This is a genomic window from Bdellovibrio sp. HCB290 (genome assembly GCF_047305925.1).
Taxonomy (GTDB): Bacteria; Bdellovibrionota; Bdellovibrionia; order Bdellovibrionales; family Bdellovibrionaceae; genus Bdellovibrio.
The window spans coordinates 3,556,456-3,578,918 of sequence record NZ_CP178620.1; the positions used below are offsets into that span (position 1 = coordinate 3,556,456).

Below are 22,463 nucleotides of genomic sequence, written 5' to 3' on the forward strand. Positions count from 1 at the left end.
TCAAGCAAGGAGACTCTGCAATGCCCGTAAAAAATCCTGTTGAAGATCCCAACAAAAAGGATCCGCGCAAAGATATTCCTGAAATTGACCCGAAACCCAGTAAGGTACCGGAAATAGACCCACCACCAGGACAACCTGAAAAACGGTTACCGCCGGATCCTCAATGAATCTTGAAAGGTTGCGCAATGAACGTCGCTGAAAATGAAATCAAATCTGTGATGGAAAAGTATAAAAAGTTTGCGGTGTATGGACTAAGCCCGGATCCGACAAAACCCAGTCACTATGTTCCGCTGTACATGCGTGATCACGGCTGGGAAATGGTGGGCACCTATCCTAAGCCTCATGAAGCCAACGGCTTTACAATTTATAAGTCCCTGGTTGAAATCCCCAAGGAATACCGCAAATTTATTGATGTCTTTCGCGCTTCTGAAAAAATACCGGAAGTGGTGGACGAGGCTATCGCCTTAGGCGGCGTCGAAGTGCTATGGCTGCAGCTGGGAATTCGCAATGCTGAAGCAGAAGCCCGTGCAGAAAAGGCAGGGATTAAAGTAGTCTCTAACCGCTGCCTTATCATCGAACATAAAAAATTCTTTTAGATTACTGAGCCGGTGATGCTGCTGGCTCTGCCACCGACGGAGCCGCTGCTGGTGTTTCGACAACTTTCTTAAGATTGTCGAAACCTTTTTGCATCTGCCCTTTGAACATCGCTTCGCAGTCAATCAATACGGTCATAAGTTTGGTCATGAACCCACCATCGCCATACATTGTCCAAGTGAAGCGCGTGCCGTCACCCTCTGGAGCAAGCTTGTATTCAACCATTTGCTCGGCGTTCATCGGCTTGGTCATAATCAATTTAATAAGAACAAACTCATTCGGCTTGATTTCCTTCATTTCCAGACGCCCGGAGCCCGCCTCGGAATTACCTTCGAAATCCATGGCAGATCCAACTTGACCATCTTCACCACTGAAGGTTTTCTTCATGTTGGGATCGGCTTGTTCATAGGGGCTCCACTGACCACCCATTTTGAAATTGCTAAGATATGGAAAGATCTTTTCTGCGGGAGCGTTTATGACCGCGCTGTTTTCATAACGAAATGTACTATTGCGGGTTGCCACATAACCCAGGAACAGAACAACAACGACCAAGAAGCCAATTAGGACCTTTTTTACCATGATACTTTCCTCCGTGAATTATCATGGTGTTCTAAAAATCCTTTAAAATCAAACAGCTAATCCTGCATCCCGGTAAGCTTGCATCTCGTCTCCGGCTACAAATCCGAAAATCTTAGGCCCCGCATGCCCCTGTTGCATGAAATAGGTCACATCAAAATCAATAGTTTTGATCGGCGCCCCCTTAGGGCTGTACTCCGCACGGTAATAGACTTTTACCATGTCGTGGAAGCGATCAATGGGAGTCACCACGAAGTTACGAATATGCAGCTCGCGTGCTCCGATTTTCCGATAGAAAGAATAGGCTTTCTGAATGGTTGAAGAGAAAAATTGATTATTGGAACCTGTTTCCACATTGTCAGGTCCGGCGGCAAGAAAATGATCCGTGAAAAAGCTGCGAATCAAATCAGTATCGAGGTCCCCCTGCAATCCCTGATTATAAGCTTGGACATAATTTAAAAAAAAATCTTTGTACTGCCGTGCTGGCATGGTGATCCTCCGTGAGAATCACTATGATATGGCAACGGCAGATCAGACTCACATGACATTCCTGTCACTTGGAGCGCGTACTTTTCTTCGTCTGCACGGCCGTGCAATTCTTCAAAAGCTGCGCCCACACGGCACGCGCCACTGGGCCCATGGGTTTGTGTTTTAAACGCATAATATGCAGATCCAAATGAAAAGGCTTCACCTGCTCGTCTTCAATCTGCAGCAAAGTATCCTTTTTCAGTTCCTTTTCAATTTCATTCAGCGGCAAACGCCCCCAACCGAATCCATTCATGATCATGCGGTGCTTTAAAGCATGATCTGTGACATAGCATTTTTTTGAATCTGCCACGACGCCTTTGCGATCACGTTTTAACAAATTAGTCTTATCACCCTGCTGAAGAACCACAATCTGCGGATATTGCTTTAAAGATTTATAGGAAATGTTCTGAAGCTGTTTTGCCAAAGACTTCGCAACCACGGGAACCATCTCGATTCTGTCAAAAGCAACACTTTCCACATTGTCGTTCTCTTCAGATTTCGTGGAAATCGCAAAGTCCGCTTCCTGGGAAAGCAGAGAGTTCAATCCCCCGCTCATGATTTCTGTTCTAAAGGTCATCTCGGTGGGATATTTGCTTAATACAGTTTCTTGAAAAACACCTTCGATGGCTTCAAAGCGGACCAACGGATCCAAAACGATTGTTAAATAAGGCTCCACCTTCTTTGAACCTAACTCGATGCCGACTGTTTTTAGTTCACGGAATGAGTAAAGACATTGTTTGGCCCAGTTGTAGAATACCAAACCTTCCGGCGTCAGCTTCGGTCTGTATTCTTCCCGGTTAAACAATTGCAGATCGAATTCCTCTTCCAACTTCTTAATCGCCACACTTAAACTAGGTTGAGTTTTATAGAGGTGTTCTGCGGCGGCTTTAAAACTTCCCTTTTCCACAATCATTTCAAGGGTTTCTAGCTGGTCGATAGTCACTTTCAAGGCTCCTAAACAATATAAACGGTATTTATCATGATAATAAAAACATATTAATTTTTTTCAAGATAAATCTGCCCGATATTGAATTCATCGAAGCGACGCACACAACGATGAATCGCAGATAAAAAAACAAAACACCTTAAAGGGGAACAACATGAAAGCATTTAAAGTAATCTTCGCAGCATTGATCGCATTGTCAGCAGTTCAAGCACAAGCAGGCAAAGCAGCAAAAGCACTATTAACTCCAACCAATCACACATTGATTCTGATTGATCACCAACCACAAATGGCCTTCGCAGTAAGATCCATGGACGTACAGGAACTTCGTAACAATGTTACGGCACTGGCGAAATCAGCAAAAGTCTTCAAGGTTCCAACAATTCTGACAACAGTAGCAGAAAAATCTTTCTCGGGCCCATTGTTTCCAGAACTTCAAGCCGTCTTCCCTGATCAAAAACCAATTGATCGCACAACAATGAATACTTGGGAAGATGACCGTGTCACAGATGTAGTTAAAAAATATGGCAAAAAGAAACTGGTATTCGCAGCCCTTTGGACTGAAGTTTGTGGCGTAGGCCCCGTGCTTTCAGCTATCGAAGAAGGTTATGAAGTGTACTTTGTAGCTGATGCCTCTGGTGGTGTATCAACCATCGCTCATGATGCAGCTATGGACAGAATGGTTCAAGCCGGCGCAAAACCAATCACTTGGATGCAGTATCTTCTGGAACTACAACGTGACTGGGCTCGTGGTGCAACTTATGACGCTGTAACTGGTATCGCAAAACAACACGGTGGTGGCTACGGTTTGGGTATCATCTACGCAAAAGAAATGTTCAGCGCTAAAGAAGGCGCTCAAGAAAAATCCAAATAAGCCAATAACTTCCGGGCGCTGAATCTTCAGCGCCCTTTTTCTTCCAAGGAAACCTTCATCATGAAAAACTCCGTCAGAACCAAAATCAAGAACGCTCTTTTATTCACGACCGCTGCCGCATTGACTTACACTTCGGTTGCAAAAGCCCAAGCCAATTCATCACCAGACCTTATCGTACAAAACGCTAAAGTCTTTTCTCACAAGAACGGCTTTCAACAAGCCTTTGCTGTGAAAAATGGTGTCTTCGTGAAAGTTGGAAACAACCAGGATATTCTAAAATTAAAAGGCGACACTACTAAAGTCATCGATGCCAAAGGTCGCACTATCATTCCGGGGTTGGTTGATACCCATCACCACCCGATTCGCGCAGGACTTAACTACAATCTTGAACTTCGGTGGGACGGAGTAAAGTCCCTAAAAGAAGGACTTAAGATGATTAAACAGCAGGCGGCTCGCACTCCCGAAGGACAATGGGTACGCGTGGTTGGTGGCTGGTCCCCGCATCAGTTTAAAGAAAACAGATTTCCCACAATCAAAGAATTGAATGAAGCTTCCCCGAATCGCCCGGTGTTTGTGATGTACCTTTATTCGAAGGCATTCCTGAATTCCGCAGGTGTCAAAGCCCTGAACTACACCAAGGACACAAAATTCCCGGGTGGCGAAGTGGAGCTTGATAAAAACGGAGTTCCCACTGGCGTTCTGACAGCAAAACCCAACGCCATGGTTCTTTACAAAACCCTGATGGCAACACCAAAGCTGACATCACGTGAAGAAGAGCGCAATTCCACAGTATTATACTTTAATGAACTAAGTCGTCTGGGTCTGACTGGCGTGATCGACGCTGGTGGTGGCGGATTCTTTTTTCCTGAAGATCACCGCATCGCCAAAGAACTGAATGACCAGAAAAAATTGGCACTCAGAATTCCATTTTACCTATTTGCTCCGGTAGCAGGTAAAGAATTGCAAGACTATGAGCGCTGGACGAAAGCGGCTCACCCGGCAAGTCTGCATGAACTTCATGTCGATAATCATTACCACCTGATGGGTGCTGGTGAAAATCTGACTGCTTCAGCCGCAGACTTTGAGGACTTCATGGAGCCAAGACCTGATCTGCCTGCAAATATGGAAAAGGAATTAAAGCCGATTCTAAAATTGATCTTTAAACATCAATGGATCTTTAGAATTCATGCGACTTACGATCAATCCATCGCCAGAATTTTGAATGTGGTGGAGGAAATTAAAAAAGAAGGCGGTCCATTTCCTGAAAGATTCATTATCGATCACGCGGAAACTGTGACCTATAAAAATCTTCAGCGTATCAAAGCCCTGGGTGGTGGGATTTCGGTACAAGACCGCATGGCATTCCAAGGCGAAGAGTTCACAAAACAGTACGGAAGAGTAGCGGCCCAATCAGCTCCCCCGATTGCTGATATCCTGGAGCTTGGAATTCCGTTGGGTTCTGGAACTGATGCAACCCGCGTGTCTTCGTTCAATCCGTGGATCACACTTTTCTGGCATGTTTCCGGAAAAACAGTTGGCGACTTTAAACACATGAGTGATCGCAATCGCCTGTCCCGTGAAAAAGCCCTGTACCTGATGACGAAAGGTGCTGCTTGGTTCTCGAAAGAAGAAACTTTGAAAGGTGATATTGTCGAAGGTGAATTTGCCGACTTCGCGGTTTTGAATAAGGACTACTTCACTGTTCCTGAAAAAGAGATCAAAGATATCTATTCAGAATTAACAGTGGTGGGTGGCGAAGTGATGTCAGCGCAAAAAGAGTATTCTGAGCTGGCGCCGAAAGCTCCCCGCGCCATCCCTGAATGGTCTCCAGTTAACTACTTCGGCGGCTACCAACATACAAGATAAGTATCTGTTTTTACGGGGTATTATACAAACCCCGTTCTTTAAACTATATAACCTGCGTCTATATAGTTGATTAATTCTTAATAATTTTTTTATTAGTTAATATCGTCGATACTCTTATTCATGGGAGGCACTCATGAACTTGAAGATTCCCCTGAAACGTCGCGGTTTTATTATAGCAGCGACCACGACAGCAATAGGTTTGATTGCAGGGGCAGTGCCTCTAACAAGAAAGGAAAAAGGTATGCTAACAATTAGAAGATCCAACGACAGAGGTAATGCAGAACACGGATGGTTGAAATCCCGCCATACATTTTCTTTCGCTGAATACTACGATCCTGAGCACATGCACTTCGGTCCACTTCGCGTGATTAACGAAGATCGCATTTCTGGTGGTTCCGGTTTTGACACCCATCCTCACCGCGATATGGAGATTATCTCCTATGTGGTATCAGGTGGATTGCAACATCGCGACTCTATGGGAAATGTGGCCGTGATTAAACCCGGTGAAGTGCAACGCATGAGTGCAGGAACTGGTGTCATGCACTCTGAATTCAACGACGAAGAAGGCAAAGAGACCCATTTCTTTCAGATTTGGATTATGCCTAAAGTTCGCGGCGTACAACCTGGTTATGGACAGAAATCTTTCGAGACAGAACTGAACTCGCAAAAACTGGTTCATGTGATTTCTCCAGATGGCAAAGATGGTACAATTGGTATTCATCAGGATGCTGACATGTACATTTCACGTTTGAAAAAATCTGATGCTCTTGATTTCACGATTGGCGACGATCGCCGCATGTGGCTTCAAGTGGTTAAAGGTGACGTGGAAGTGAATGGTGAAAAACTGGCAACAGGTGACGCCATTGCGGCCACAGATCTTGCCTCTGTAAGCATTAAGGCTAAAGAGGACTCTGAAATGATCCTGTTCAAACTTCCTTAAACCCCTCCCCACAAAAAGGCGGGCCCTCTGGCTCGCCTTTTTTATTAAAACTCCTTAAAAACCACACGGACTCAGCGTTTCCGAGGTTGACGAGTGAACCGCAAACAAGTCAAATGCCTCCACTTTAGGGGGAATGTATGAATAATCTAATCTTGGCTGTCGCCACGATCCTTGTGTCTGCCACTTCTTTTGCTGCTCCGGATATGCTTCGCTGCAAATCACAAAAAGGCGACGTGCTTTTTAACTTCTACCCGTTAACTGCAAGCTGGGTGCACGCTGATGGCACAACGACAGAATTCCTAAGATACGGCAATATCTGCAATCAGGATGTTGAGAAAATGACGACCAAGCCAAACTGCCGCGTTGAAGATAAGTCTGCTGACCACTATTTGATTCAAACACTTGAGTGCCAATCAGAAAACGCTTGGTTTGCAGATGCGTTTATTGAAATCAGCAATATTTCCAAAGATGGCCGCTTTCAGTGCAGAACTAAATTCGGCACCAGCGCAGACATCAACTTGAATCTTAGCGAGTGCCGTCCTTACTAAACATTCGCGGTTGCGCCTGACTTCGTTTGACGGTCGGGCGCTTGCTCCACTGATACTTCTTTAAATCCAGCTTTCCGCTGGCATTAAAAACCACACCTTCTTTTTCGAGCTTTCTTTTCTGGTCCTTGTAGTTTCTGCTTGTCGGATCAAAAGAGATTCCACCTTGTGAATTCAAAACCCGATGCCAGGGCAGTTTGTATTTTGTCGAGGATGAATGCAGAATCCACGAAACCCCTCGCGAGCCTTGTGGCTTTCCCGAAAGTTCTGCGATCTGCTTATAAGTGGCGACCTTACCCGCAGGAATTTTAAGAATCGTTTCAATCACTTTTTTTGAAAAATCTGAAAGCTGTACGATACTCACAAGGCCTCCTCATTCTTAATTCTGGCAAGCTGGGCTTTTTGGTATGATCCAAACTCCCCATTAAACAGACAGCGGATCAATGGATCCTCGATGACCTCAACATCCACGGTCTTATTCACGCGCAAATATAAAGAAGTCAGGCTCTCCCCGGTTGTAAGGGCCGAGTACAGCTTGGCAGCAATGACCTCGGTACTCCATTCGGGAGCAGAATCCGCTTTGGTAAGAGGACTCAGGCAGTCCTCATTTACTTCATAGATAAATTCATTGCTTGTACCGTCCTGGTCAAAGACCAAGAGCTGCCAAGTTCGGGGCTTGTTAAAGTATAAATCCCCAGAGGGACCGACTTCTTTAAACTTTTCAATCAGTCCATGCGTGCAATAACGAACAACTTCTTTTTTTCCTTCCGAATCCAATTTGGGAAAGTGACTGGCGATCTGCGCGGTTGTTGGAGGCACCAGATCCGCTTGATACTGGTAGTCCGCTTGTGGATCACCTACAAGCTTGACCCAAGGAAGACTCTCGGCCTCACTAACTCCGCTCTTAGTCAGCAGAATACTTGTGGTCGGTCTTAAATTCACAATCTTGGTTTCAGGCAGTGCCTTCAATATCTGAGATGTGAAATCCTTATAAGAGATCGGAAAAAACGCATGGTTATACCAAGACCAATCCTCCATGCGAAATTGGCAGGAGCTGGGAATTAAAGTGCGTGGTCGCAAACCTTGCAGTTGCTCAACCCACTCTGATGGAAGTTTACGGTCTGAGGGCTGAGCTTCGGTGGGTTCAAGAACTTCAAGTTCGCGCATGGTTTGAAATGGCCACATCACAAGATCCCAAGGACGTTGTGCCGCAAGACTTTCATAGGTTTCAGTGTCCAACCAGGAATCCACGACATTTAGAATTTTCAACCCTTCCACTTGGACTTCAAAGACTGAATCCACATCGATATCCAATGCCGGATGCGAAATGACTTCGAATGATCCAATGCGCACGGAGCTATTCAGCTTCAAAGCGTAGACCTGGGAAAATCCAAGTTCTTTAATCCACGAAAACATTTCGTCGTGAATACAAAACATGTAAATCGGAGTGGTGCGATCCAAAAGTTTTAAGCTATCAAAGGAACAATGATCATCATGGTAATGCGAGACAAAAACGGCGTCCAAGCGCAGATTTCTGATTGCCGCATGGTCAAACTCAACCGCTGGATATGCATAGCAGTTACGACTGAAAGGACTTTCAAACAAGGGATCAAATGCGATACGGGTGCCTGCACACTCCATCACATAGCCCGCATGAAATATTCTGGATACTTTTACTGCCACTGATTCCTCAAAGTTCGTTCTTACATGCACCACTATCCAGCAGATTGCGGATATTATCGCGCGTGGTTTCCGCGATATTTCGCAGGGCTTCTTCTGTTAGGAATGCCTGATGAGACGTCAGGATGACATTGGGAAATGTCGTCAATCGCGCCAACACGTCATCCATGATGCCGCCAGAAGACTGATCCGTGAAGAACACGCCTTCTTCCTCTTCATAGACATCCAAACAGGCCCCGCCAATTCTGTGAGACTTAAGTGCCTCAATCAAGGCCTTAGAGTCAATCAATGCCCCACGGCCGGTGTTAATCACAACGGCATTGGGCTTCATCATTTCAAAAGTGGATGCTGACATTAAATGCCGAGTGCTGTCGTTCAAGGGACAATGTAGTGAAATGATATCTGATTTTTTAAAAATCTCTGGCAAAGTGACGTAGCTGCCTACGCCCTCCATCTCTTTGGATGGATAAGGATCGTATGCCAAAATCTTACATCCAAACCCCTTCATGATACCGGCAAACACTCGCCCAATTTTTCCTGTACCAACAACGCCCACAGTTTTACCGCGCAGATCAAAGCCAACCAGGCCTTCCAGGGAAAAATTAAGTTCGCGGATGCGTGCATGCGCGCGGTGGGTTTTTCTATTGAGAGTTAAAAGCAAAGCCACCGCATGCTCCGCAACGGCATAGGGTGAGTATTCAGGAACGCGTACCACGTGAATGCCCAGCTCTTTTGCCTTCGGTAAATTCACATTGTTAAAGCCGGCACAGCGAAGCGCGATATTCTTCACTCCCAAATTGGACAATTCAGCTAATATCTCTGCACTTAGAAGATCATTCACAAAACAGCAGATCGTAGAATAGCCTTTCGCCAACTGAACAGTTCTTGAAGTAAGCCGAATTTCCAGGAATTCCATTTTCAGACCAGAGTCCTGAAACACTGATGTGAAAATGTCCTCTTCATACTTACGCGCACTAAAAAAGGCGATCTTCATAGCCAGTCCTTTCGTAATAAAAAAATTGTTGCACTGTTTATCACCCAAGGCCATTAAAAATGTGATACACTAGGGCGTCTACGAGGTTGTGAAATGAAATTGATTTCCTGGAATGTAAACGGTCTGCGCTCGGTTCATAAAAAGAATTTCAGAGAATGGTTTGAGAAAGAGAAGGCAGACGTTGTTTGCTTGCAAGAAATCAAAGTGACTGATGATGCCATCAAAAAGGATGAAGACTTTTACCATCCTGCGAAGTATCACTCGGCCTGGGCTTTTGCGGAAAAGCCTGGGTATTCAGGTCTTGCGATCTATTCCAAAAAAGAACCCGACGATGTTCGCGTGGGAATCGGTATTGATAAGTTTGACAATGAAGGACGCTGGCTGGAAGCAGATTTCGGCCCCATCACTTTGGTGAATAGCTATTGGCCGAACAGTCAGCGCGAACTCACCCGCCTGCCTTTCAAACTGGAATTTTGTGCGGCTGCGGAAAAACGTCTGCAGGCTTTGCGTAAAAATGGCCGCGAAGTAATCATCTGTGGCGACTTCAACATCGCTCACAAAGAAATTGATTTAAGAAATCCCAAGACCAATATGAAGAATGCTGGCTTCCTGCCAGAGGAACGCGCCTGGATGACCAAGTTCCTGGAAAAACACGAATGGGTCGATAGCTTTAGAAAGTTCGAACCCGGTCCTGATCATTATACATGGTGGAGCTATCGTCCCGGAGTTCGGGAAAAGAACATAGGATGGCGCTTGGATTATTTCCTGGTTAACAAAGAGGCTTCGGATCGCTTGAAGGCTGCGGCCCACTGCCCTGACGTGATGGGATCTGATCACTGCCCAATCCGTTTAACTCTTAAAAAGTAAACTAATCCTGACGATAGCTGCTGATGTTTTCAAACAGCTTTGCCATTCTGTGGTAAAGCTCGTGAATATGTTTTTCAGGGCTCTTGCCTCCGCGCGCCGCACTTTCTTCGATCTTTTCAATGCAGCGTAGATCCTGACAAATAAAATAAGAGTTGCTGACATTGGCATTCATCGTAACTGTCAGCAAGCCGATGTCTTCAGAAGAACCATAGGCATTGCACCAGTTGCACAATCCCCCGGTAGGCTCTCCGCTGGGTGGAGTTCTTTTAAAGGCAACACCCCGAGGCATATCCCAGTTTGGCATCTTGCAAACCAAATAGGTGTAAACGCCTGATGACTCTTTCCAGGTGAAGTAAGACTGAACATTGAAGGGATATCTTAAGTTATCCGGCAGCACTAGTTTCTTTTGATCACGAACCCGAAAACACTGCACCAATTCTTCTTCTGAAGAAATTGAAAAGAAATGCTCTGCTTGAAAATTTGAAATTTGTGACTGCATGAATAACCTTCCTCACAACCCCTATGGTACCCCACAATTTGTCAGAAGTCATGCAGACGGTCCAACCCAGGTGGGAATACACTGGTGTGATGAAATTTCTGGTCCTTTTAATATCATTAACCATTTTTCCACTGATTGCCACTGCCGAATCCGAATGGAACTTTGGAGCCGACTTACAAATGACGGAGTTCTATTATCCCGAGGAATATGGTGAGGATACCAACGACAGTCTTTTCAAGCTGGAACTTGATCCCATGATGCGATGGAAAAAGGGTGAGCACTGGCGGGTTTATGCAAAGCCCGTATTGGTCGCGAACCCTGACAACAAATCCACCGAAGAGCAGTTCTTCTTTGACCCTTCGGAAGCCTACGTTAAGTTCCAAAAGGATGTGCTTGATATATCTGTAGGATACAACATCGTCACTTGGGGGATCACTGACGGTTACAATCCGTTGGACATGATCAATCGTCGTCAGATCTATGATCCAATCCGCTCGAAAAAACTGGGTGCGCCCTCGGTTTTGATTTCTGAATCATTGAAATGGTTCGACTATGATTTAATGTATATGCCAAAGGCGCGCGAAACCATATTGCCTGGGGAAAACAGCCGTTGGCTACCACGCGAAGTCTTTGTTCCACAGGTGCCCGGAAATGATCTGGTTCTTTTGTTACCCACGAATCTTCGCTATACCTGGGGAAATGAAGATGTCCTGAACGATGCCCTGGATCACAACTTTGCACTTCGCCTGCAGAAAACCATTTCGATTTTTGATTTTTCCATCTCGGGCTATGATGGCGCGGCTTCGGCTCCCATTATTGAACCCCAGGTAACGGGAACGATCATTGCGGTTTCCCCAAAAACTGTCATCCAAGTCGATCCCGATGTCAGGCTGGATACCAAACAATACAGAATTCGTCAGGGAGGGTTTTCGCTGGTCAGTCGGCAGTGGGACTTTCTATTTAAGTACGCCACAAGTTATTCAGATAACTATGGAGACTACGTGAATCTCCCCGGATGGATTCATGAAAATGTTCTGGGCCTGGAGAAAACCTTTAACTTTGAAAACGCCATGCTGATTGGAATTATTCAGTACTCATTCCTTGATACGGAACGAAAGAATGACTCGAACATCTCATTCACCGAAATATTCCGTCGCGCCTGGATGGCCGGTGGACGCTTAACCTGGAAGGAAATTTGGAACGCTTCCGTATTGGGATTGTACGACACAGTTCACTTTAGCAGCTTTGTGGAAGTCACAATTGGCCGGCGATTCTTTGATTCCTGGAGTGCCAACTTAACGGCAAACTTTATCTCCGGGGACATTCAAAATCCGCTCGGCCTTTATTCCAAAAATGACGCCTACCTTTTAACGATAGGCCGTTCATTCTAAGGGGCTAACTGCAACAAAAGATCTGAGTTTGACAAAGAGGTGGCTTTTTTAATTTTCAAGCTCACACCCTCCGTCAATGGAATTGCTGGCAAAGTCACATTAAAGGTTTTGCCGGCGATAGCTCCCAGAATCTTACCTTCTATCGTGGAAGATGCGAAACGTGTTCGCGGACTAAAGCTTTTCACGTAAGAAGGATCCCATGCATACCGTAAATCCAGAGAGGTTCCCGTAAATTTAACTGCGGCCTTGCTATCAGAAATTCCCAAAGAAATTCCGCTACTAAATGGAACCGTGAAGTTCATGAATGGGATGTATTTGCTGTTCTTTGGAGCCTTCATTTGTGAATACAGATTCACACTCAGCTGATACTTCAAACCCGAACCAGAAATTTTGGGATCCTTGTTTGAATAGACGTTGAATAGGAAATTGCTGGATTTTGGATAATCCATAAGTTCCGGCCAAACAAAGAACTGCATAAAGCGGGAATTCATCACGGAACTGAATCCAGAAATTTGACTGGAATAAAACTGATGAACCCAGGAGTTTGCTGCATATCCGCGACTGATCATCTCTTTCGCAAATCCTGCCGGGAGTCGAATCATGGCCTGACCGGAGGTTCCGTAGTTAACATCGCCTTTTGCCAGTTCCAGTTTTGTCGTCTCGGACTGTGGCGCACGGGTGAACTCCACAATCACCCGGCCTTTTGCCAAAGCTCGCTCTGGATTTGCGTCATCGAAACTATCAACCATCATACTGATATTGATGTCGTCTCGGGAACTCACCAGCTGTCTTGGTTTTGAGAAGTCGAAAGACCATTTCCCGATGTAGCCGTTCAAATATGACAGAATCAGCTCTTTTTTGGGATTTACGAAGGCTGCCGAGTCCGCTGAGATCTGAGTAATTTGTTGATTTACGATATCCGCAAATCCTTCAGCTCCCGTGCATTCAATGGCGCCAGCGCTCCAGGCATCCTTTAGCCAGGACAAAGAAACGTCCTGAACAGCTCCGCCCGCCTGATTCGAACCCACCTTGGGATTAACAGATACTGAAAATGAACCCATTCCAGATTTCATATTTAATACGACATTAGGACAGTCTGCGACCAGGTGAAAGCGACCGGTGATGCCACCGACTGTCTGCTCGATCCACTGATCCACAGAAATCGCAGCTATCGTCATTTGCGCCGACAGGTCCTTGGAATTCAAGATTACTTGCGTTTGGCTGGAACCCAGACTTGGTTTCTCTAATTCGGTCTTTAATGAGATCGAGATGCCCTTTAGCTGCACTTGTACGCCGTTGGCGGCTTCCACGGTTTGATCAGGAAATTGCCAGTTTGCCTGAAATTCCTGGTTTTCGAGAGACTTCCACTTTTCCTCAATAAGATTTTCTTGAAACTGCTTTGGAAGAACTAGCTCAAACTCTGATTCAACAACTGCAGAGGAAAATGCTTGTTGTGAAAACAGAAAAGCAGCAAATACAAAAAGACTTCTGGTGATTTGCTTTTTACTCATAGGACTAAGGTTACGGCTCTTTGCAGTAAATCTAAAGCGACTTTTTTCGATAGGACGTATCCTCATTTTTTATTTCCGGAATTTGGTCCAACATCGAATAACTTTTGGTCTTTTTTCCGCACAATATTTTTTTCACGTGCTTAACTAACACTCTGTTCAACTACTGAACGATTTGTCGCACATTTTAGAAAGGAAAATCCTGTCCGATATTAGGTATCTGACTTCACTATTCAATAGAAAGGACAAAGTAGATGAAACTGCCTTTTCAAATTTCTCGAAAAACTTTGGCCATCAGTTCCTTGCTGGGCATGATTCTTATCACCATCTTAAGTTTGTTTGCTCTTCCAAAACTGACGACCCAATACAGTCTTAAGCAGTTTCTTCCAAAAGATAATCCCCTGTTGATACTGGACGAGAAAAGTCGACAGACCTTTCAGTTGTCTGAAGTGCAGCCTTTCATCATCACCGCAAAAATCGGCGATACAGCTGGCGGCACCTGGTTTCAGCAGGAACGCATCACTGAACTTGAAAAACTAACAGCGCTGATTGGTAAATTCCCCGGCGTTCGCAACACTCTTTCTCTGGCCAACATCCAAGGGGCCATCAACAATGAACACGGCCTTAGTGTCGGGCCTCTTCTTAAAAACTTGGCAGTCGATCAGTGGAAAACCGAAACCACCGCAAATCCCCTGATTGCACCGACGTTGATTTCAAAAGATGGAAAAACGGCTTCCCTTATCGCAAATATTGAGCGCCTAACCAATAAGGAACTGGCGGCACTTCGCCAGAACTTACAGGTGACTGCAACGGCTGCATTGCCATTTGCTGATGTCCAAATGGGTGGAACACCAGCCGTGCAAACAGATATCAGCTTGCTCTTGCAAACAGAACTAAAGAACTTCGTCATTCTGGGATTTGTTGCCTGCTTTGTGGTACTAGCGCTGATCTTTTCTAACTTCTCTCCGCTAATCATGTCCTTCATTATTATATTGTGTGCAAATATTCTGGTTCTGGCCGTGATGGCGATGGCAAATCTTCCATTCTCTATTTTGTCCACGACGATTCCTATTCTTACCACAATCGACGTTGTATCACTTTGTATTCACACCCTGCTTCGCTACGCCGAAGAGCGCAAGGCTGCGCCTTTTGAGTCTCACGAAAAGCTGGTGATGAAGACCTTAAAGGTCATTATCAAGCCAAATCTTATTGCTTCGACGACTACGATGATTGGTTTCTTAAGTCTTTTGACCACCAATGTTCCATTAATTCGCGAATACGGCGTCACTGCTGCTATTTCAATTATTCTTGGATGGGTTACGACGACCGTATTGCTTTTCCCACTACTTCTGTTCCTTCCAGGACCGCGCGCCCGGGAATGGGCTTGGGCAAAAGCACGCTGGGGACTTTACCTCTTTCGTCGAAGTGGTTTGTGGACGATGGGTATCATCATCGTCTCATTGGCTTTGGCTTTGAAAGGTGGAAATTTATCCTGGTCAGCGAAGCTGTTTGATGACCTTCCACAGAACCATCAAGTTCGTCTCTCGACGGAAACCATCGATCGCGAGTTGGGTGGAATGATTCCCGTTGATATCGAGATCGACGGACAAAAAGATGCTTGGAACGATCCAAACCTCATCGCAAAACTTGATTCCCTGTCAGCAGAGATCCGCGATTTGCCGGGTGTGGGCAGTGTCGTCAGCTTGCCAGATCTGGTCGCAGCAGCGAGCTTTCATAACTCTCGCCTCCCTGCCAGCCGCAGCTCTACGGCCGAAGTGTACTTCTTGTATTCCCTCGCCAACGACAGTCCACTTAAGAACTTCTTAAATGCTGACGGCTCCAAAACTAGAATCTCGGTCCGAACCCAAGATCTCCCCGGGGACCAATTACATCATCTGGTCGACAAAGTTCGCGGCATGACCGAGCAGACTTTCCCTGAAATGACGGTGCAGTCGACAGGAATGGGCTCTACCATCCATCACTTAAACAATGAATTGTCGCGCGAACTGATTTTTGGTTTCTGGCAGTCGATAGTCGCCATCATTGTCGTTCTGGTTTTCGTGTTTAAATCCTTGCGCTGGTCTTTAGTGGCCTGCATCCCAAACTTGGTGCCACCAGCTGCGTTGTTGGGCTTTCTGGCAATTTCACAAACCCCAATCAAACCGAGTGTTGCCATTATCTTTTCGATCGCGCTGGGTTTGGCGTTTAACAACACCGTGTATATGTTGGAACGACTTCGAGTCATGCAAAATACCAAGAAAAGCCGTAATCTGGATGTTGAAAAGATGCTTTGGCTTGAAGGCAATCCATGTCTGATCTCGACGATGACTTTGGTTGCCGGATTCTCGGTTTTCATGGCGTCCTACTTTGCCATGAATCGTATTTTCGGTTTCTACATGGTCCTGTCCATGCTGACAGGTCTGGTTGGGGATTTGATTCTTTTACCAACGATGCTGAAAAGTTGCCCGTGGCTTCTTCGCCCCATAACGTGGAAGAAGGAGAAAGTTATGGCAACAGCAGCATCTGTTCTTTTCGCAATAGTGCTAGTTTTCCAACCCCACCCCCTGATGGCTCAAGGCCTGACGCCAGAAAAAGTGGGACAGGAAATGAGCTCTCGCATCAGCACCAAGGATGAAACCTTCGTCGTGCAAATGAAGATCTTCGAAGCTGATGGTTCGAATAAAGAGCGGGAAATGAGAATCTGGCGCATGAGTCCGGGAAAGAAAGATCACTCCCTGATGGTGCGCATGATGAAGCCCGCGGACCTAAAAGGTACGGCCCTCCTTGCCACCATGAAGAACGACAAAGAAGACAAATGGATCTATCTGCCTTCAAATAAGCAGGTCCGTCGTCTGACTGGCGAAAACAGCAAAGGTGGGATTTTGGGCTCGGAACTAAGCACAGAAGATTTTGATTTTAACCGCGACTCATCAGCAAAGACCGCTATCCAAAAGGAAGTGGAAATCAAGGGTAGCAAATACATTGTGATGGAAAGCGACGTATCAGCAAGCTCTCCGAATTACTCTAAAATTATCAGCTATGTTTCCGCGAAAGAGTTTCTTCCGATAAAAGCCGAATGCTATGACAAGCAAGGTAAGCTATTAAAGACGATTGATTTTGGCGGTTACAAAAAACTAAGTGGTGGTAAGTTCAGAGCATCCAGCATCAAGATTCGCAACGTCCAGAACAAACGCGGAACCGATATCGCTCTTTCTGATATTAAGATTAATCAGAACTTAAAAGCATCTCAGTTCTCGCCAAAATCACTGGCTGATGACTAATCAAACTACCGGGCTGAGTATGCAACTGCTATTTCAGCCGCAAGCTTCGCATTATTCAAAACCAGCTGAATATTCGTCGCAAGACTCTTGCCGCCAGTAAGTTCCTTCACTTTACCCAGCAAGAACGGCGTGGAGTCTTTGCCTTTGATACCTTTGTCGTTCATTTCCTGAAGAGCGCTGTTAATCACGGCTTCCATCGACTTAAAATCCAGTGAGTATTCCTGGGAAACCGGGTTTGCGATGACTACTCCACCACTTAAGCCAAGACTCCACTTTGCTTTTAGGACTTCGGCAATTTCTTGAGGTGATTCCATTTTCGCATCCACCTTAAAGCCACTTTCACGAGTATAGAAAGCAGGAAGTTCCGCAGTTTGAAATCCCAGGACCGGCACACCCTTTGTTTCCAGGTACTCTAACGTTAAACCGATATCCAAAATGGATTTAGCCCCCGCACACACGACAGCCACATTGGTTTGCGCAAGCTCCTCAAGATCTGCGGAGATATCCATTGTTTCCTCGGCCCCGCGATGCACGCCGCCAATTCCCCCTGTTGCGAAAACTGAAATTCCTGCAAGTTCCGCAATGATCATCGTACTTGCAACAGTGGTCGCACCGTCTTTCTTTTGGGACACGATCAGGGGAATGTCGCGGCGGCTTACCTTGGTGATGGACATTCCTTTCTTGGCGAAGCTTTCGATTTCAGGTTTTGATAATCCCGCTCGCAGGACACCATCAATGATAGCTATAGTGGCTGGAACAGCTCCGTACTCGCGAACTTTGTCTTCGACGGCCAATGCCATTTCGTAATTCTGCGGATAAGGCATGCCATGTGAAATGATCGTCGACTCCAATGCGACAACAGGCTTGCCTGAAGTCATTGCTTGTTCCACTTCTTGCGAAAGAACCACTTTATTTGCTTTCATTTGCCACCTCATCCCACAGTTTCATTGCACCGGAGATCATTTATCAAATCTATGTGAAAACACAAAGTATTATTAAAAGGATGAAATTACAGGTTGGTGAATTGCACACTTTGACCATTCTAAATAACTTTCAGTTCATGAAAACACTTCTATTTGTATTCGGCACCCGTCCTGAGGCAATCAAAACAGCTCCCGTTATCCTAAAAGCAATGAAAGATCCAAGATACCGCGTTTTGGTTTGCTCCACAGGCCAGCACCGCGAAATGATCAGGCCTTTATTTGATTTCTTTGGAATCAAGCCTGATTTTGATTTGGATCTGATGCGCCCTGGGCAGTCCTTGATCGACATATCTACCGGCGTGATGTCGGGGCTCAATAGAATTTTACTGGAAAACAAAGTGGATGCGGTTGTGGTTCAAGGCGATACCACCAGTGGATTCATTGGCAGCCTGGTAGCTTTCTATCACAAGGTGCAAGTCGTGCATATCGAAGCCGGACTGCGCTCGGGTGATATTCTTTCGCCATTTCCTGAAGAATTTAATCGCAAAGGCACGGCTTTAATTTCAAACGTGCATTTAGCTCCTACTGAAACTGCTAAAGAGAATCTTCTTCGCGAAAACTATCCAGAGGAGAACGTATTTGTGACCGGCAATACCGGTATCGATGCTTTGTTTGAAGTTAAAAGAAAAATTCATGCAACTCCGGCTTTGGAGAGCGAATTCGACGGCAAGTACTCCTTCCTGAATCCGCAGCGCAAGATGATTCTGGTCACGGTTCATCGCCGCGAATCTTTTGGGGCGCCAATGGAAGAGGTTATGAAAGGCCTGCTTGAACTTTCCAGAAGATCAGACATTGAACTTCTGATCCCATTGCACATGAATCCCCAAGTTCGCACCTCGGCTGCCAAGATTTTCGGCAACCAAGCGCAATGGGTAGATAAAGGCAACTTCCTGAATCCCGAAAATAAAATCTGGTTGTGCGAGCCGGTGGATTACGTGCCATTTATCTATTTGATGGATCGCGCGCATATGATTATTACCGATTCGGGTGGCGTGCAGGAGGAGGCTCCTTCACTTGGCAAACCCATTCTGGTGGCCCGGGAAAAAACCGAAAGACCAGAGGCTATTGTTGCCGGCACATCGCGATTAATCCCCCTTGAGCAGAAGAATTTTGTACGGGTGGCGACAGAAGTTCTGGATACGCCAGAAATTTACAACAGAATGTCCCAAGCAAAGAATCCATTCGGTGACGGGTTTGCTTCTGAAAAGATCTTGGATATTCTGGTGACGAAGCTTTCAGAGGGTATTCCGGAAGTCAGAAGTCATAACTTTCCTCGCGTAGCCGAAACTGCACTCAGCTCAGCGCCCCTTTAATTCCTATAACTGATACAAGCGCCATTGAACCGGAGGCCATCCAGCTCAATGGCATTTTTAATTTATACTGATTCCGGCAAATCAAAACGATCTGCATTCATGACCTTGTTCCATGCCCAGACGAAGTCCTTCACAAACTTATCTTTAGAATCATCACAAGCATAGACCTCAGAGAATGCGCGAAGCTGCGCATGGGATCCAAAAACCAGATCGGCGGCCGTCGCCGTCCACTTCTGTTTGCCACTGGTGCGATCTTTACCCTTATAGATTCCATCTTTTGAGGGTTCGTCCCAAACAGTGTTCATATCCAGAAGATTCACAAAGAAGTCGTTTGTCAGAACTCCGGGTCTGTCGGTAAAGACACCATGCTGATTGGAATCATGATTCACATTCAGCACGCGCATTCCTCCTAACAGAACTGTCATTTCGGGAGCAGTTAAAGACAGTAAATTTGCCCGATCCAGCAACAATGTCTCTGGAGACAGAGGCAAACCTTTTCTAACGTAGTTTCTAAAGCCATCGGCCTTCGGTTCAAGCACGGCAAAAGAGTGAACATCCGTTTGTTCCTGAGAGGCATCCATTCTGCCGGGACTGAACGGTACTTTCACATCCACTCCAGCCTTCTTTGCAGCACTTTCAATAGCTGCGCATCCACCCAATACGATGATATCTGCCAGGGAAACTTTCTTCCCACCAGATTGGGACTTGTTAAATTCGTCCTGAATTTTATCAAGGGTTGATAAGGCTTTCTCTAGCTCGTGGGGTTCATTAACTTCCCATCCTCTTTGCGGCGATAAACGCAACCGACCTCCATTTGCTCCGCCCCGTTTATCTGTGCCACGGAAAGATGCCGCTGCAGACCATGCCGTGGCCACCAGACGTGAAACACTTAGGCCCGAGTTTAGAATCTTTTCTTTTAAAGCTTTGATATCAGCTTCTTCAATTAGAGGATGATTTACTGGTGGCACAGGATCCTGCCACAACTGTGCTGGTGGCACCCACGGCCCCCAGTAACGAGCAATCGGTCCCATGTCACGATGAAGAAGTTTGTACCAGGCTTTTGCAAATGCTTCGTCGAAGGCTGCTGGGTTTTCCTGATAGTGCTTCGATATTTTTGCATAGTTTGCATCTGCCAATAGGGCCAAGTCAGTGGTCAACATGGTTGGTGGATGCATTTTTGTTTTATCGTGAGCATCTGGCACCATGTTGTGCGCATTCTTGTCTTTGGGAACCCATTGATGAGCGCCTGCAGGACTCTTCGTCAATTCCCACTCGTATTTATGAAGATTCTCGAAGAAGCCATGACCCCACTTGGTAGGTGTGCTTGTCCAGGAACCCTCAAGCCCGCTGGTAATTGTGTGTGGGCCCATTCCTGTTTTATAGGAGTTCTTCCAACCCAGTCCCTGCATGTGAAAAGGACATCCTTCCGGTTCAGGACCAACATGGCCCTCGGCTTTTGCAGCTCCGTGAGTTTTTCCAAACGTGTGACCACCGGCAATGAGCGCCACCGTTTCCTCGTCATTCATCGCCATGCGACTGAATGTCTCGCGAACATCCCGTGACGCTGCTTTGGGATCTGGTTTTCCGTTAGGTCCTTCTGGATTTACATAAATCAAACCCATCTGTACGGCACCCAGAGGATTGGATAAATTGCGATCGCCACTGTAGCGCGCATCCCCAAGCCAAGCATCTTCGGGACCCCAGAAAACTTCCACAGGCTCCCACACGTCCTCGCGCCCAAATGCAAAACCAAAGGTTTTAAAACCCATAGACTCAAGCGCACAGTTCCCGGCAAACACTAATAGGTCCGCCCACGAAACTTGTCGACCATACTTCTTTTTAAGAGGCCACAACAAGCGGCGTGCTTTATCCAAGCTCACATTGTCGGGCCATGAATTCAGCGGAGCAAATCTTTGCGCACCATCACCGGCTCCACCCCGTCCATCTTCAATTCGATAAGTACCAGCGGCATGCCAGCTTAGCCGAATGAACAGAGGACCGTAGTGTCCAAAGTCCGCAGGCCACCACTCCTGAGAGTCGCGCATCAATTTCATCATGTCTTGTTTAAGAGCCTCTACATCCAATTTCTTGAATTCATCTTTGTACTTAAAAGATTTATCCATGGGATTTACTTTGGGAGATTGGCGGTTCAGAACCGAAAGATCCAACTGATCCGGCCACCAGTCTTTATTGGTTCTGGGGCGCATTCCGGTTTTAGCTTTGGGTGCCGGTATGACGGGATTTTCGCTCTCACTTCGTGGCTCTGCCATGGACTGCTCCTTGTGAAATAAATTGAATTGTGTGTAAAGCTAAATACTCAGGTCATTCGTCCAACTTTTCCAATTTCAATTGTGAAAAATTCCATCGCAATGTGTATTCACAAACTTGCGCATGTCTATGGGGGAAGTTAGCATAATCAAATCAGCAACACGAAGGAGCATCCATGAATGAACGAAATCCCAAAGTTGATTCCTTTTTAAAGAATGAAAAGAAATGGCCAGATGCCGTGAAGGCTTTGCGAGAGCTTGCATTAAGTGCCGGTCTACAAGAGGATTTCAAATGGCGATTTCCGTGCTATTCCCATAACGGCAAGAACGTCATCATGATTCAAATTTTTAAAAACTTTGGGGCTTTAATGTTTTTCGATGGCAATGCTCTTAAGGATCCAAAAAAGATTCTCAAAGCTCCAGGTGAAAACTCTCATGTGGTGAAACGTTTTGAATTTCAAAGTATGGCGGACGTAACGAAGGCTAAAGCAGCCCTAAAAACTTTGATCACTCAGGCGATGAAATTTTCCGAGTCTCCAGTGAAATCCTTAAAAAAGGTCTCTCCGCCAAAACAGGAAGTAGCCTCTGAATTTAAAGATGCTTTAGACAAAAACAAGAAACTTAAAACTGCATTTGATTCGCTGACACCTGGTCGCCAAAGAATGTACTTGTTGCATTTTTCATCAGCTAAACAAGCGGAAACACGTGTATCCAGAGTTAAAAAGTGTATTCCTAGAATTTTAATGGGCAAAGGATTGATGGATTAACCTCAGTTCTTCTTTTCAGATTTAGACCACGAGGGCCGCCCACTTGG

General features: G+C 45.8%; 21 protein-coding genes. 11 read left to right on the forward strand and 10 right to left on the reverse strand.

Features of this window, described 5'->3' with window-relative positions; genetic code table 11:
• The first annotated feature begins 20 nt into the window (after nucleotides 1–20).
• Complete coding sequence (locus ACLVWU_RS17365; RefSeq protein ID WP_413576155.1) at nucleotides 21–167, forward strand: hypothetical protein; 147 nt, start codon at nucleotides 21–23, stop codon at nucleotides 165–167.
• A gap of 18 nt (nucleotides 168–185) precedes the next feature.
• A complete protein-coding gene (locus ACLVWU_RS17370) occupies nucleotides 186–596 on the forward strand; it encodes a CoA-binding protein (protein WP_413576156.1) in 411 nt (136 codons plus the stop codon).
• Between the two features lies 1 nt (nucleotide 597).
• On the opposite strand, the gene ACLVWU_RS17375 is transcribed toward ACLVWU_RS17370, so the two are convergent.
• The 3 genes from ACLVWU_RS17375 to ACLVWU_RS17385 form a co-directional block, all read right to left on the reverse strand.
• Nucleotides 598–1,173 (reverse strand): SRPBCC family protein, encoded by a 576-nt coding sequence (locus tag ACLVWU_RS17375; protein ID WP_413576157.1) that lies wholly within the window; start codon nucleotides 1,171–1,173, stop codon nucleotides 598–600.
• Between the two features lie 48 nt (nucleotides 1,174–1,221).
• Nucleotides 1,222–1,659, reverse strand: coding sequence for a nuclear transport factor 2 family protein (locus tag ACLVWU_RS17380; RefSeq protein WP_413576158.1), 438 nt, complete (start codon nucleotides 1,657–1,659; stop codon nucleotides 1,222–1,224).
• Nucleotides 1,660–1,723: 64 nt separating this feature from the next.
• Entirely contained in the window at nucleotides 1,724–2,641 is a 918-nt protein-coding gene (locus ACLVWU_RS17385) for a LysR family transcriptional regulator (protein WP_413576159.1), read from the reverse strand.
• Nucleotides 2,642–2,798: 157 nt separating this feature from the next.
• On the opposite strand from ACLVWU_RS17385, the gene ACLVWU_RS17390 reads away from it, so the two are divergent.
• The 4 genes from ACLVWU_RS17390 to ACLVWU_RS17405 all read left to right on the forward strand — a co-directional run bounded on the left by ACLVWU_RS17390 (nucleotide 2,799) and on the right by ACLVWU_RS17405 (nucleotide 6,869).
• Nucleotides 2,799–3,515 carry a hydrolase gene (locus ACLVWU_RS17390; protein WP_413576160.1) on the forward strand — a complete coding sequence of 239 codons (717 nt, stop codon included), beginning with the start codon at nucleotides 2,799–2,801 and terminating at the stop codon, nucleotides 3,513–3,515.
• Nucleotides 3,516–3,575: 60 nt separating this feature from the next.
• A complete protein-coding gene (locus tag ACLVWU_RS17395; protein ID WP_413576161.1) occupies nucleotides 3,576–5,381 on the forward strand; it encodes an amidohydrolase in 1,806 nt (601 codons plus the stop codon).
• Between the two features lie 133 nt (nucleotides 5,382–5,514).
• Entirely contained in the window at nucleotides 5,515–6,321 is an 807-nt protein-coding gene (locus tag ACLVWU_RS17400) for a pirin family protein (RefSeq protein WP_413576162.1), read from the forward strand.
• A gap of 137 nt (nucleotides 6,322–6,458) precedes the next feature.
• The gene (locus ACLVWU_RS17405) at nucleotides 6,459–6,869 is read left to right on the forward strand and encodes a hypothetical protein (RefSeq protein ID WP_413576163.1); all 411 of its coding nucleotides are present in this window, start codon (nucleotides 6,459–6,461) and stop codon (nucleotides 6,867–6,869) included.
• Here ACLVWU_RS17405 and ACLVWU_RS17410 read toward each other — a convergent pair.
• The 3 genes from ACLVWU_RS17410 to ACLVWU_RS17420 are packed head-to-tail and all read right to left on the reverse strand — an operon-like array spanning nucleotide 6,847 to nucleotide 9,540.
• Nucleotides 6,847–7,230, reverse strand: coding sequence for an MGMT family protein (locus ACLVWU_RS17410; protein ID WP_413576164.1), 384 nt, complete (start codon nucleotides 7,228–7,230; stop codon nucleotides 6,847–6,849). The two genes, ACLVWU_RS17405 and ACLVWU_RS17410, sit on opposite strands and share 23 nt — an antisense overlap.
• Nucleotides 7,227–8,549: an MBL fold metallo-hydrolase gene (locus ACLVWU_RS17415; protein WP_413576165.1), complete on the reverse strand. Its 1,323-nt coding sequence runs from the start codon at nucleotides 8,547–8,549 to the stop codon at nucleotides 7,227–7,229. The genes ACLVWU_RS17410 and ACLVWU_RS17415 overlap by 4 nt, the downstream gene beginning before the upstream one ends.
• Nucleotides 8,550–8,556: 7 nt before the next feature.
• Nucleotides 8,557–9,540, reverse strand: coding sequence for a 2-hydroxyacid dehydrogenase (locus tag ACLVWU_RS17420; protein WP_413576166.1), 984 nt, complete (start codon nucleotides 9,538–9,540; stop codon nucleotides 8,557–8,559).
• Between the two features lie 93 nt (nucleotides 9,541–9,633).
• On the opposite strand from ACLVWU_RS17420, the gene ACLVWU_RS17425 reads away from it, so the two are divergent.
• Complete coding sequence (locus tag ACLVWU_RS17425; RefSeq protein WP_413576167.1) at nucleotides 9,634–10,407, forward strand: exodeoxyribonuclease III; 774 nt, start codon at nucleotides 9,634–9,636, stop codon at nucleotides 10,405–10,407.
• A 1-nt stretch (nucleotide 10,408) separates the two neighbouring features.
• Here ACLVWU_RS17425 and ACLVWU_RS17430 read toward each other — a convergent pair whose 3' ends face one another.
• Nucleotides 10,409–10,906, reverse strand: a complete 498-nt coding sequence (locus tag ACLVWU_RS17430) for an FBP domain-containing protein (protein WP_413576168.1) — start codon at nucleotides 10,904–10,906, stop codon at nucleotides 10,409–10,411.
• Nucleotides 10,907–10,995: 89 nt separating this feature from the next.
• On the opposite strand from ACLVWU_RS17430, the gene ACLVWU_RS17435 reads away from it, so the two are divergent.
• Nucleotides 10,996–12,297 (forward strand): hypothetical protein, encoded by a 1,302-nt coding sequence (locus ACLVWU_RS17435; protein WP_413578809.1) that lies wholly within the window; start codon nucleotides 10,996–10,998, stop codon nucleotides 12,295–12,297.
• Here ACLVWU_RS17435 and ACLVWU_RS17440 read toward each other — a convergent pair.
• Complete coding sequence (locus tag ACLVWU_RS17440; RefSeq protein ID WP_413576169.1) at nucleotides 12,294–13,808, reverse strand: hypothetical protein; 1,515 nt, start codon at nucleotides 13,806–13,808, stop codon at nucleotides 12,294–12,296. The two genes, ACLVWU_RS17435 and ACLVWU_RS17440, sit on opposite strands and share 4 nt — an antisense overlap.
• A 251-nt stretch (nucleotides 13,809–14,059) precedes the next feature.
• On the opposite strand from ACLVWU_RS17440, the gene ACLVWU_RS17445 reads away from it, so the two are divergent.
• Nucleotides 14,060–17,086, forward strand: a complete 3,027-nt coding sequence (locus ACLVWU_RS17445; protein ID WP_413576170.1) for an outer membrane lipoprotein-sorting protein — start codon at nucleotides 14,060–14,062, stop codon at nucleotides 17,084–17,086.
• Nucleotides 17,087–17,091: 5 nt separating this feature from the next.
• Here ACLVWU_RS17445 and ACLVWU_RS17450 read toward each other — a convergent pair whose 3' ends face one another.
• The gene (locus ACLVWU_RS17450) at nucleotides 17,092–18,009 is read right to left on the reverse strand and encodes a pseudouridine-5'-phosphate glycosidase (RefSeq protein WP_413576171.1); all 918 of its coding nucleotides are present in this window, start codon (nucleotides 18,007–18,009) and stop codon (nucleotides 17,092–17,094) included.
• Between the two features lie 80 nt (nucleotides 18,010–18,089).
• On the opposite strand from ACLVWU_RS17450, the gene wecB reads away from it, so the two are divergent.
• Nucleotides 18,090–19,382: a non-hydrolyzing UDP-N-acetylglucosamine 2-epimerase gene (wecB, locus tag ACLVWU_RS17455; protein WP_413576172.1), complete on the forward strand. Its 1,293-nt coding sequence runs from the start codon at nucleotides 18,090–18,092 to the stop codon at nucleotides 19,380–19,382.
• A gap of 62 nt (nucleotides 19,383–19,444) precedes the next feature.
• On the opposite strand, the gene katG is transcribed toward wecB, so the two are convergent.
• Complete coding sequence (katG, locus tag ACLVWU_RS17460; RefSeq protein ID WP_413576173.1) at nucleotides 19,445–21,652, reverse strand: catalase/peroxidase HPI; 2,208 nt, start codon at nucleotides 21,650–21,652, stop codon at nucleotides 19,445–19,447.
• A gap of 173 nt (nucleotides 21,653–21,825) precedes the next feature.
• On the opposite strand from katG, the gene ACLVWU_RS17465 reads away from it, so the two are divergent.
• Nucleotides 21,826–22,416, forward strand: coding sequence for a YdeI/OmpD-associated family protein (locus tag ACLVWU_RS17465; RefSeq protein WP_413576174.1), 591 nt, complete (start codon nucleotides 21,826–21,828; stop codon nucleotides 22,414–22,416).
• Nucleotides 22,417–22,463 lie beyond the last annotated feature (47 nt).

Excerpts from the sequence above, each read along its gene's own strand:
- ACLVWU_RS17365 (WP_413576155.1), top strand. The coding sequence starts at position 21 with ATGCCCGTAAAAAATCCTGTTGAAGATCCCAACAAAAAGGATCCGCGC.
- ACLVWU_RS17370 (WP_413576156.1), top strand. The coding sequence starts at position 186 with ATGAACGTCGCTGAAAATGAAATCAAATCTGTGATGGAAAAGTATAAA.
- ACLVWU_RS17375 (WP_413576157.1), bottom strand. The coding sequence starts at position 1,173 with ATGGTAAAAAAGGTCCTAATTGGCTTCTTGGTCGTTGTTGTTCTGTTC.
- ACLVWU_RS17380 (WP_413576158.1), bottom strand. The coding sequence starts at position 1,659 with ATGCCAGCACGGCAGTACAAAGATTTTTTTTTAAATTATGTCCAAGCT.
- ACLVWU_RS17390 (WP_413576160.1), top strand. The coding sequence starts at position 2,799 with ATGAAAGCATTTAAAGTAATCTTCGCAGCATTGATCGCATTGTCAGCA.
- ACLVWU_RS17395 (WP_413576161.1), top strand. The coding sequence starts at position 3,576 with ATGAAAAACTCCGTCAGAACCAAAATCAAGAACGCTCTTTTATTCACG.
- ACLVWU_RS17400 (WP_413576162.1), top strand. The coding sequence starts at position 5,515 with ATGAACTTGAAGATTCCCCTGAAACGTCGCGGTTTTATTATAGCAGCG.
- ACLVWU_RS17405 (WP_413576163.1), top strand. The coding sequence starts at position 6,459 with ATGAATAATCTAATCTTGGCTGTCGCCACGATCCTTGTGTCTGCCACT.
- ACLVWU_RS17420 (WP_413576166.1), bottom strand. The coding sequence starts at position 9,540 with ATGAAGATCGCCTTTTTTAGTGCGCGTAAGTATGAAGAGGACATTTTC.
- ACLVWU_RS17425 (WP_413576167.1), top strand. The coding sequence starts at position 9,634 with ATGAAATTGATTTCCTGGAATGTAAACGGTCTGCGCTCGGTTCATAAA.
- ACLVWU_RS17430 (WP_413576168.1), bottom strand. The coding sequence starts at position 10,906 with ATGCAGTCACAAATTTCAAATTTTCAAGCAGAGCATTTCTTTTCAATT.
- ACLVWU_RS17435 (WP_413578809.1), top strand. The coding sequence starts at position 10,996 with ATGAAATTTCTGGTCCTTTTAATATCATTAACCATTTTTCCACTGATT.
- ACLVWU_RS17440 (WP_413576169.1), bottom strand. The coding sequence starts at position 13,808 with ATGAGTAAAAAGCAAATCACCAGAAGTCTTTTTGTATTTGCTGCTTTT.
- ACLVWU_RS17445 (WP_413576170.1), top strand. The coding sequence starts at position 14,060 with ATGAAACTGCCTTTTCAAATTTCTCGAAAAACTTTGGCCATCAGTTCC.
- ACLVWU_RS17450 (WP_413576171.1), bottom strand. The coding sequence starts at position 18,009 with ATGAAAGCAAATAAAGTGGTTCTTTCGCAAGAAGTGGAACAAGCAATG.
- wecB (WP_413576172.1), top strand. The coding sequence starts at position 18,090 with ATGAAATTACAGGTTGGTGAATTGCACACTTTGACCATTCTAAATAAC.
- katG (WP_413576173.1), bottom strand. The coding sequence starts at position 21,652 with ATGGCAGAGCCACGAAGTGAGAGCGAAAATCCCGTCATACCGGCACCC.
- ACLVWU_RS17465 (WP_413576174.1), top strand. The coding sequence starts at position 21,826 with ATGAATGAACGAAATCCCAAAGTTGATTCCTTTTTAAAGAATGAAAAG.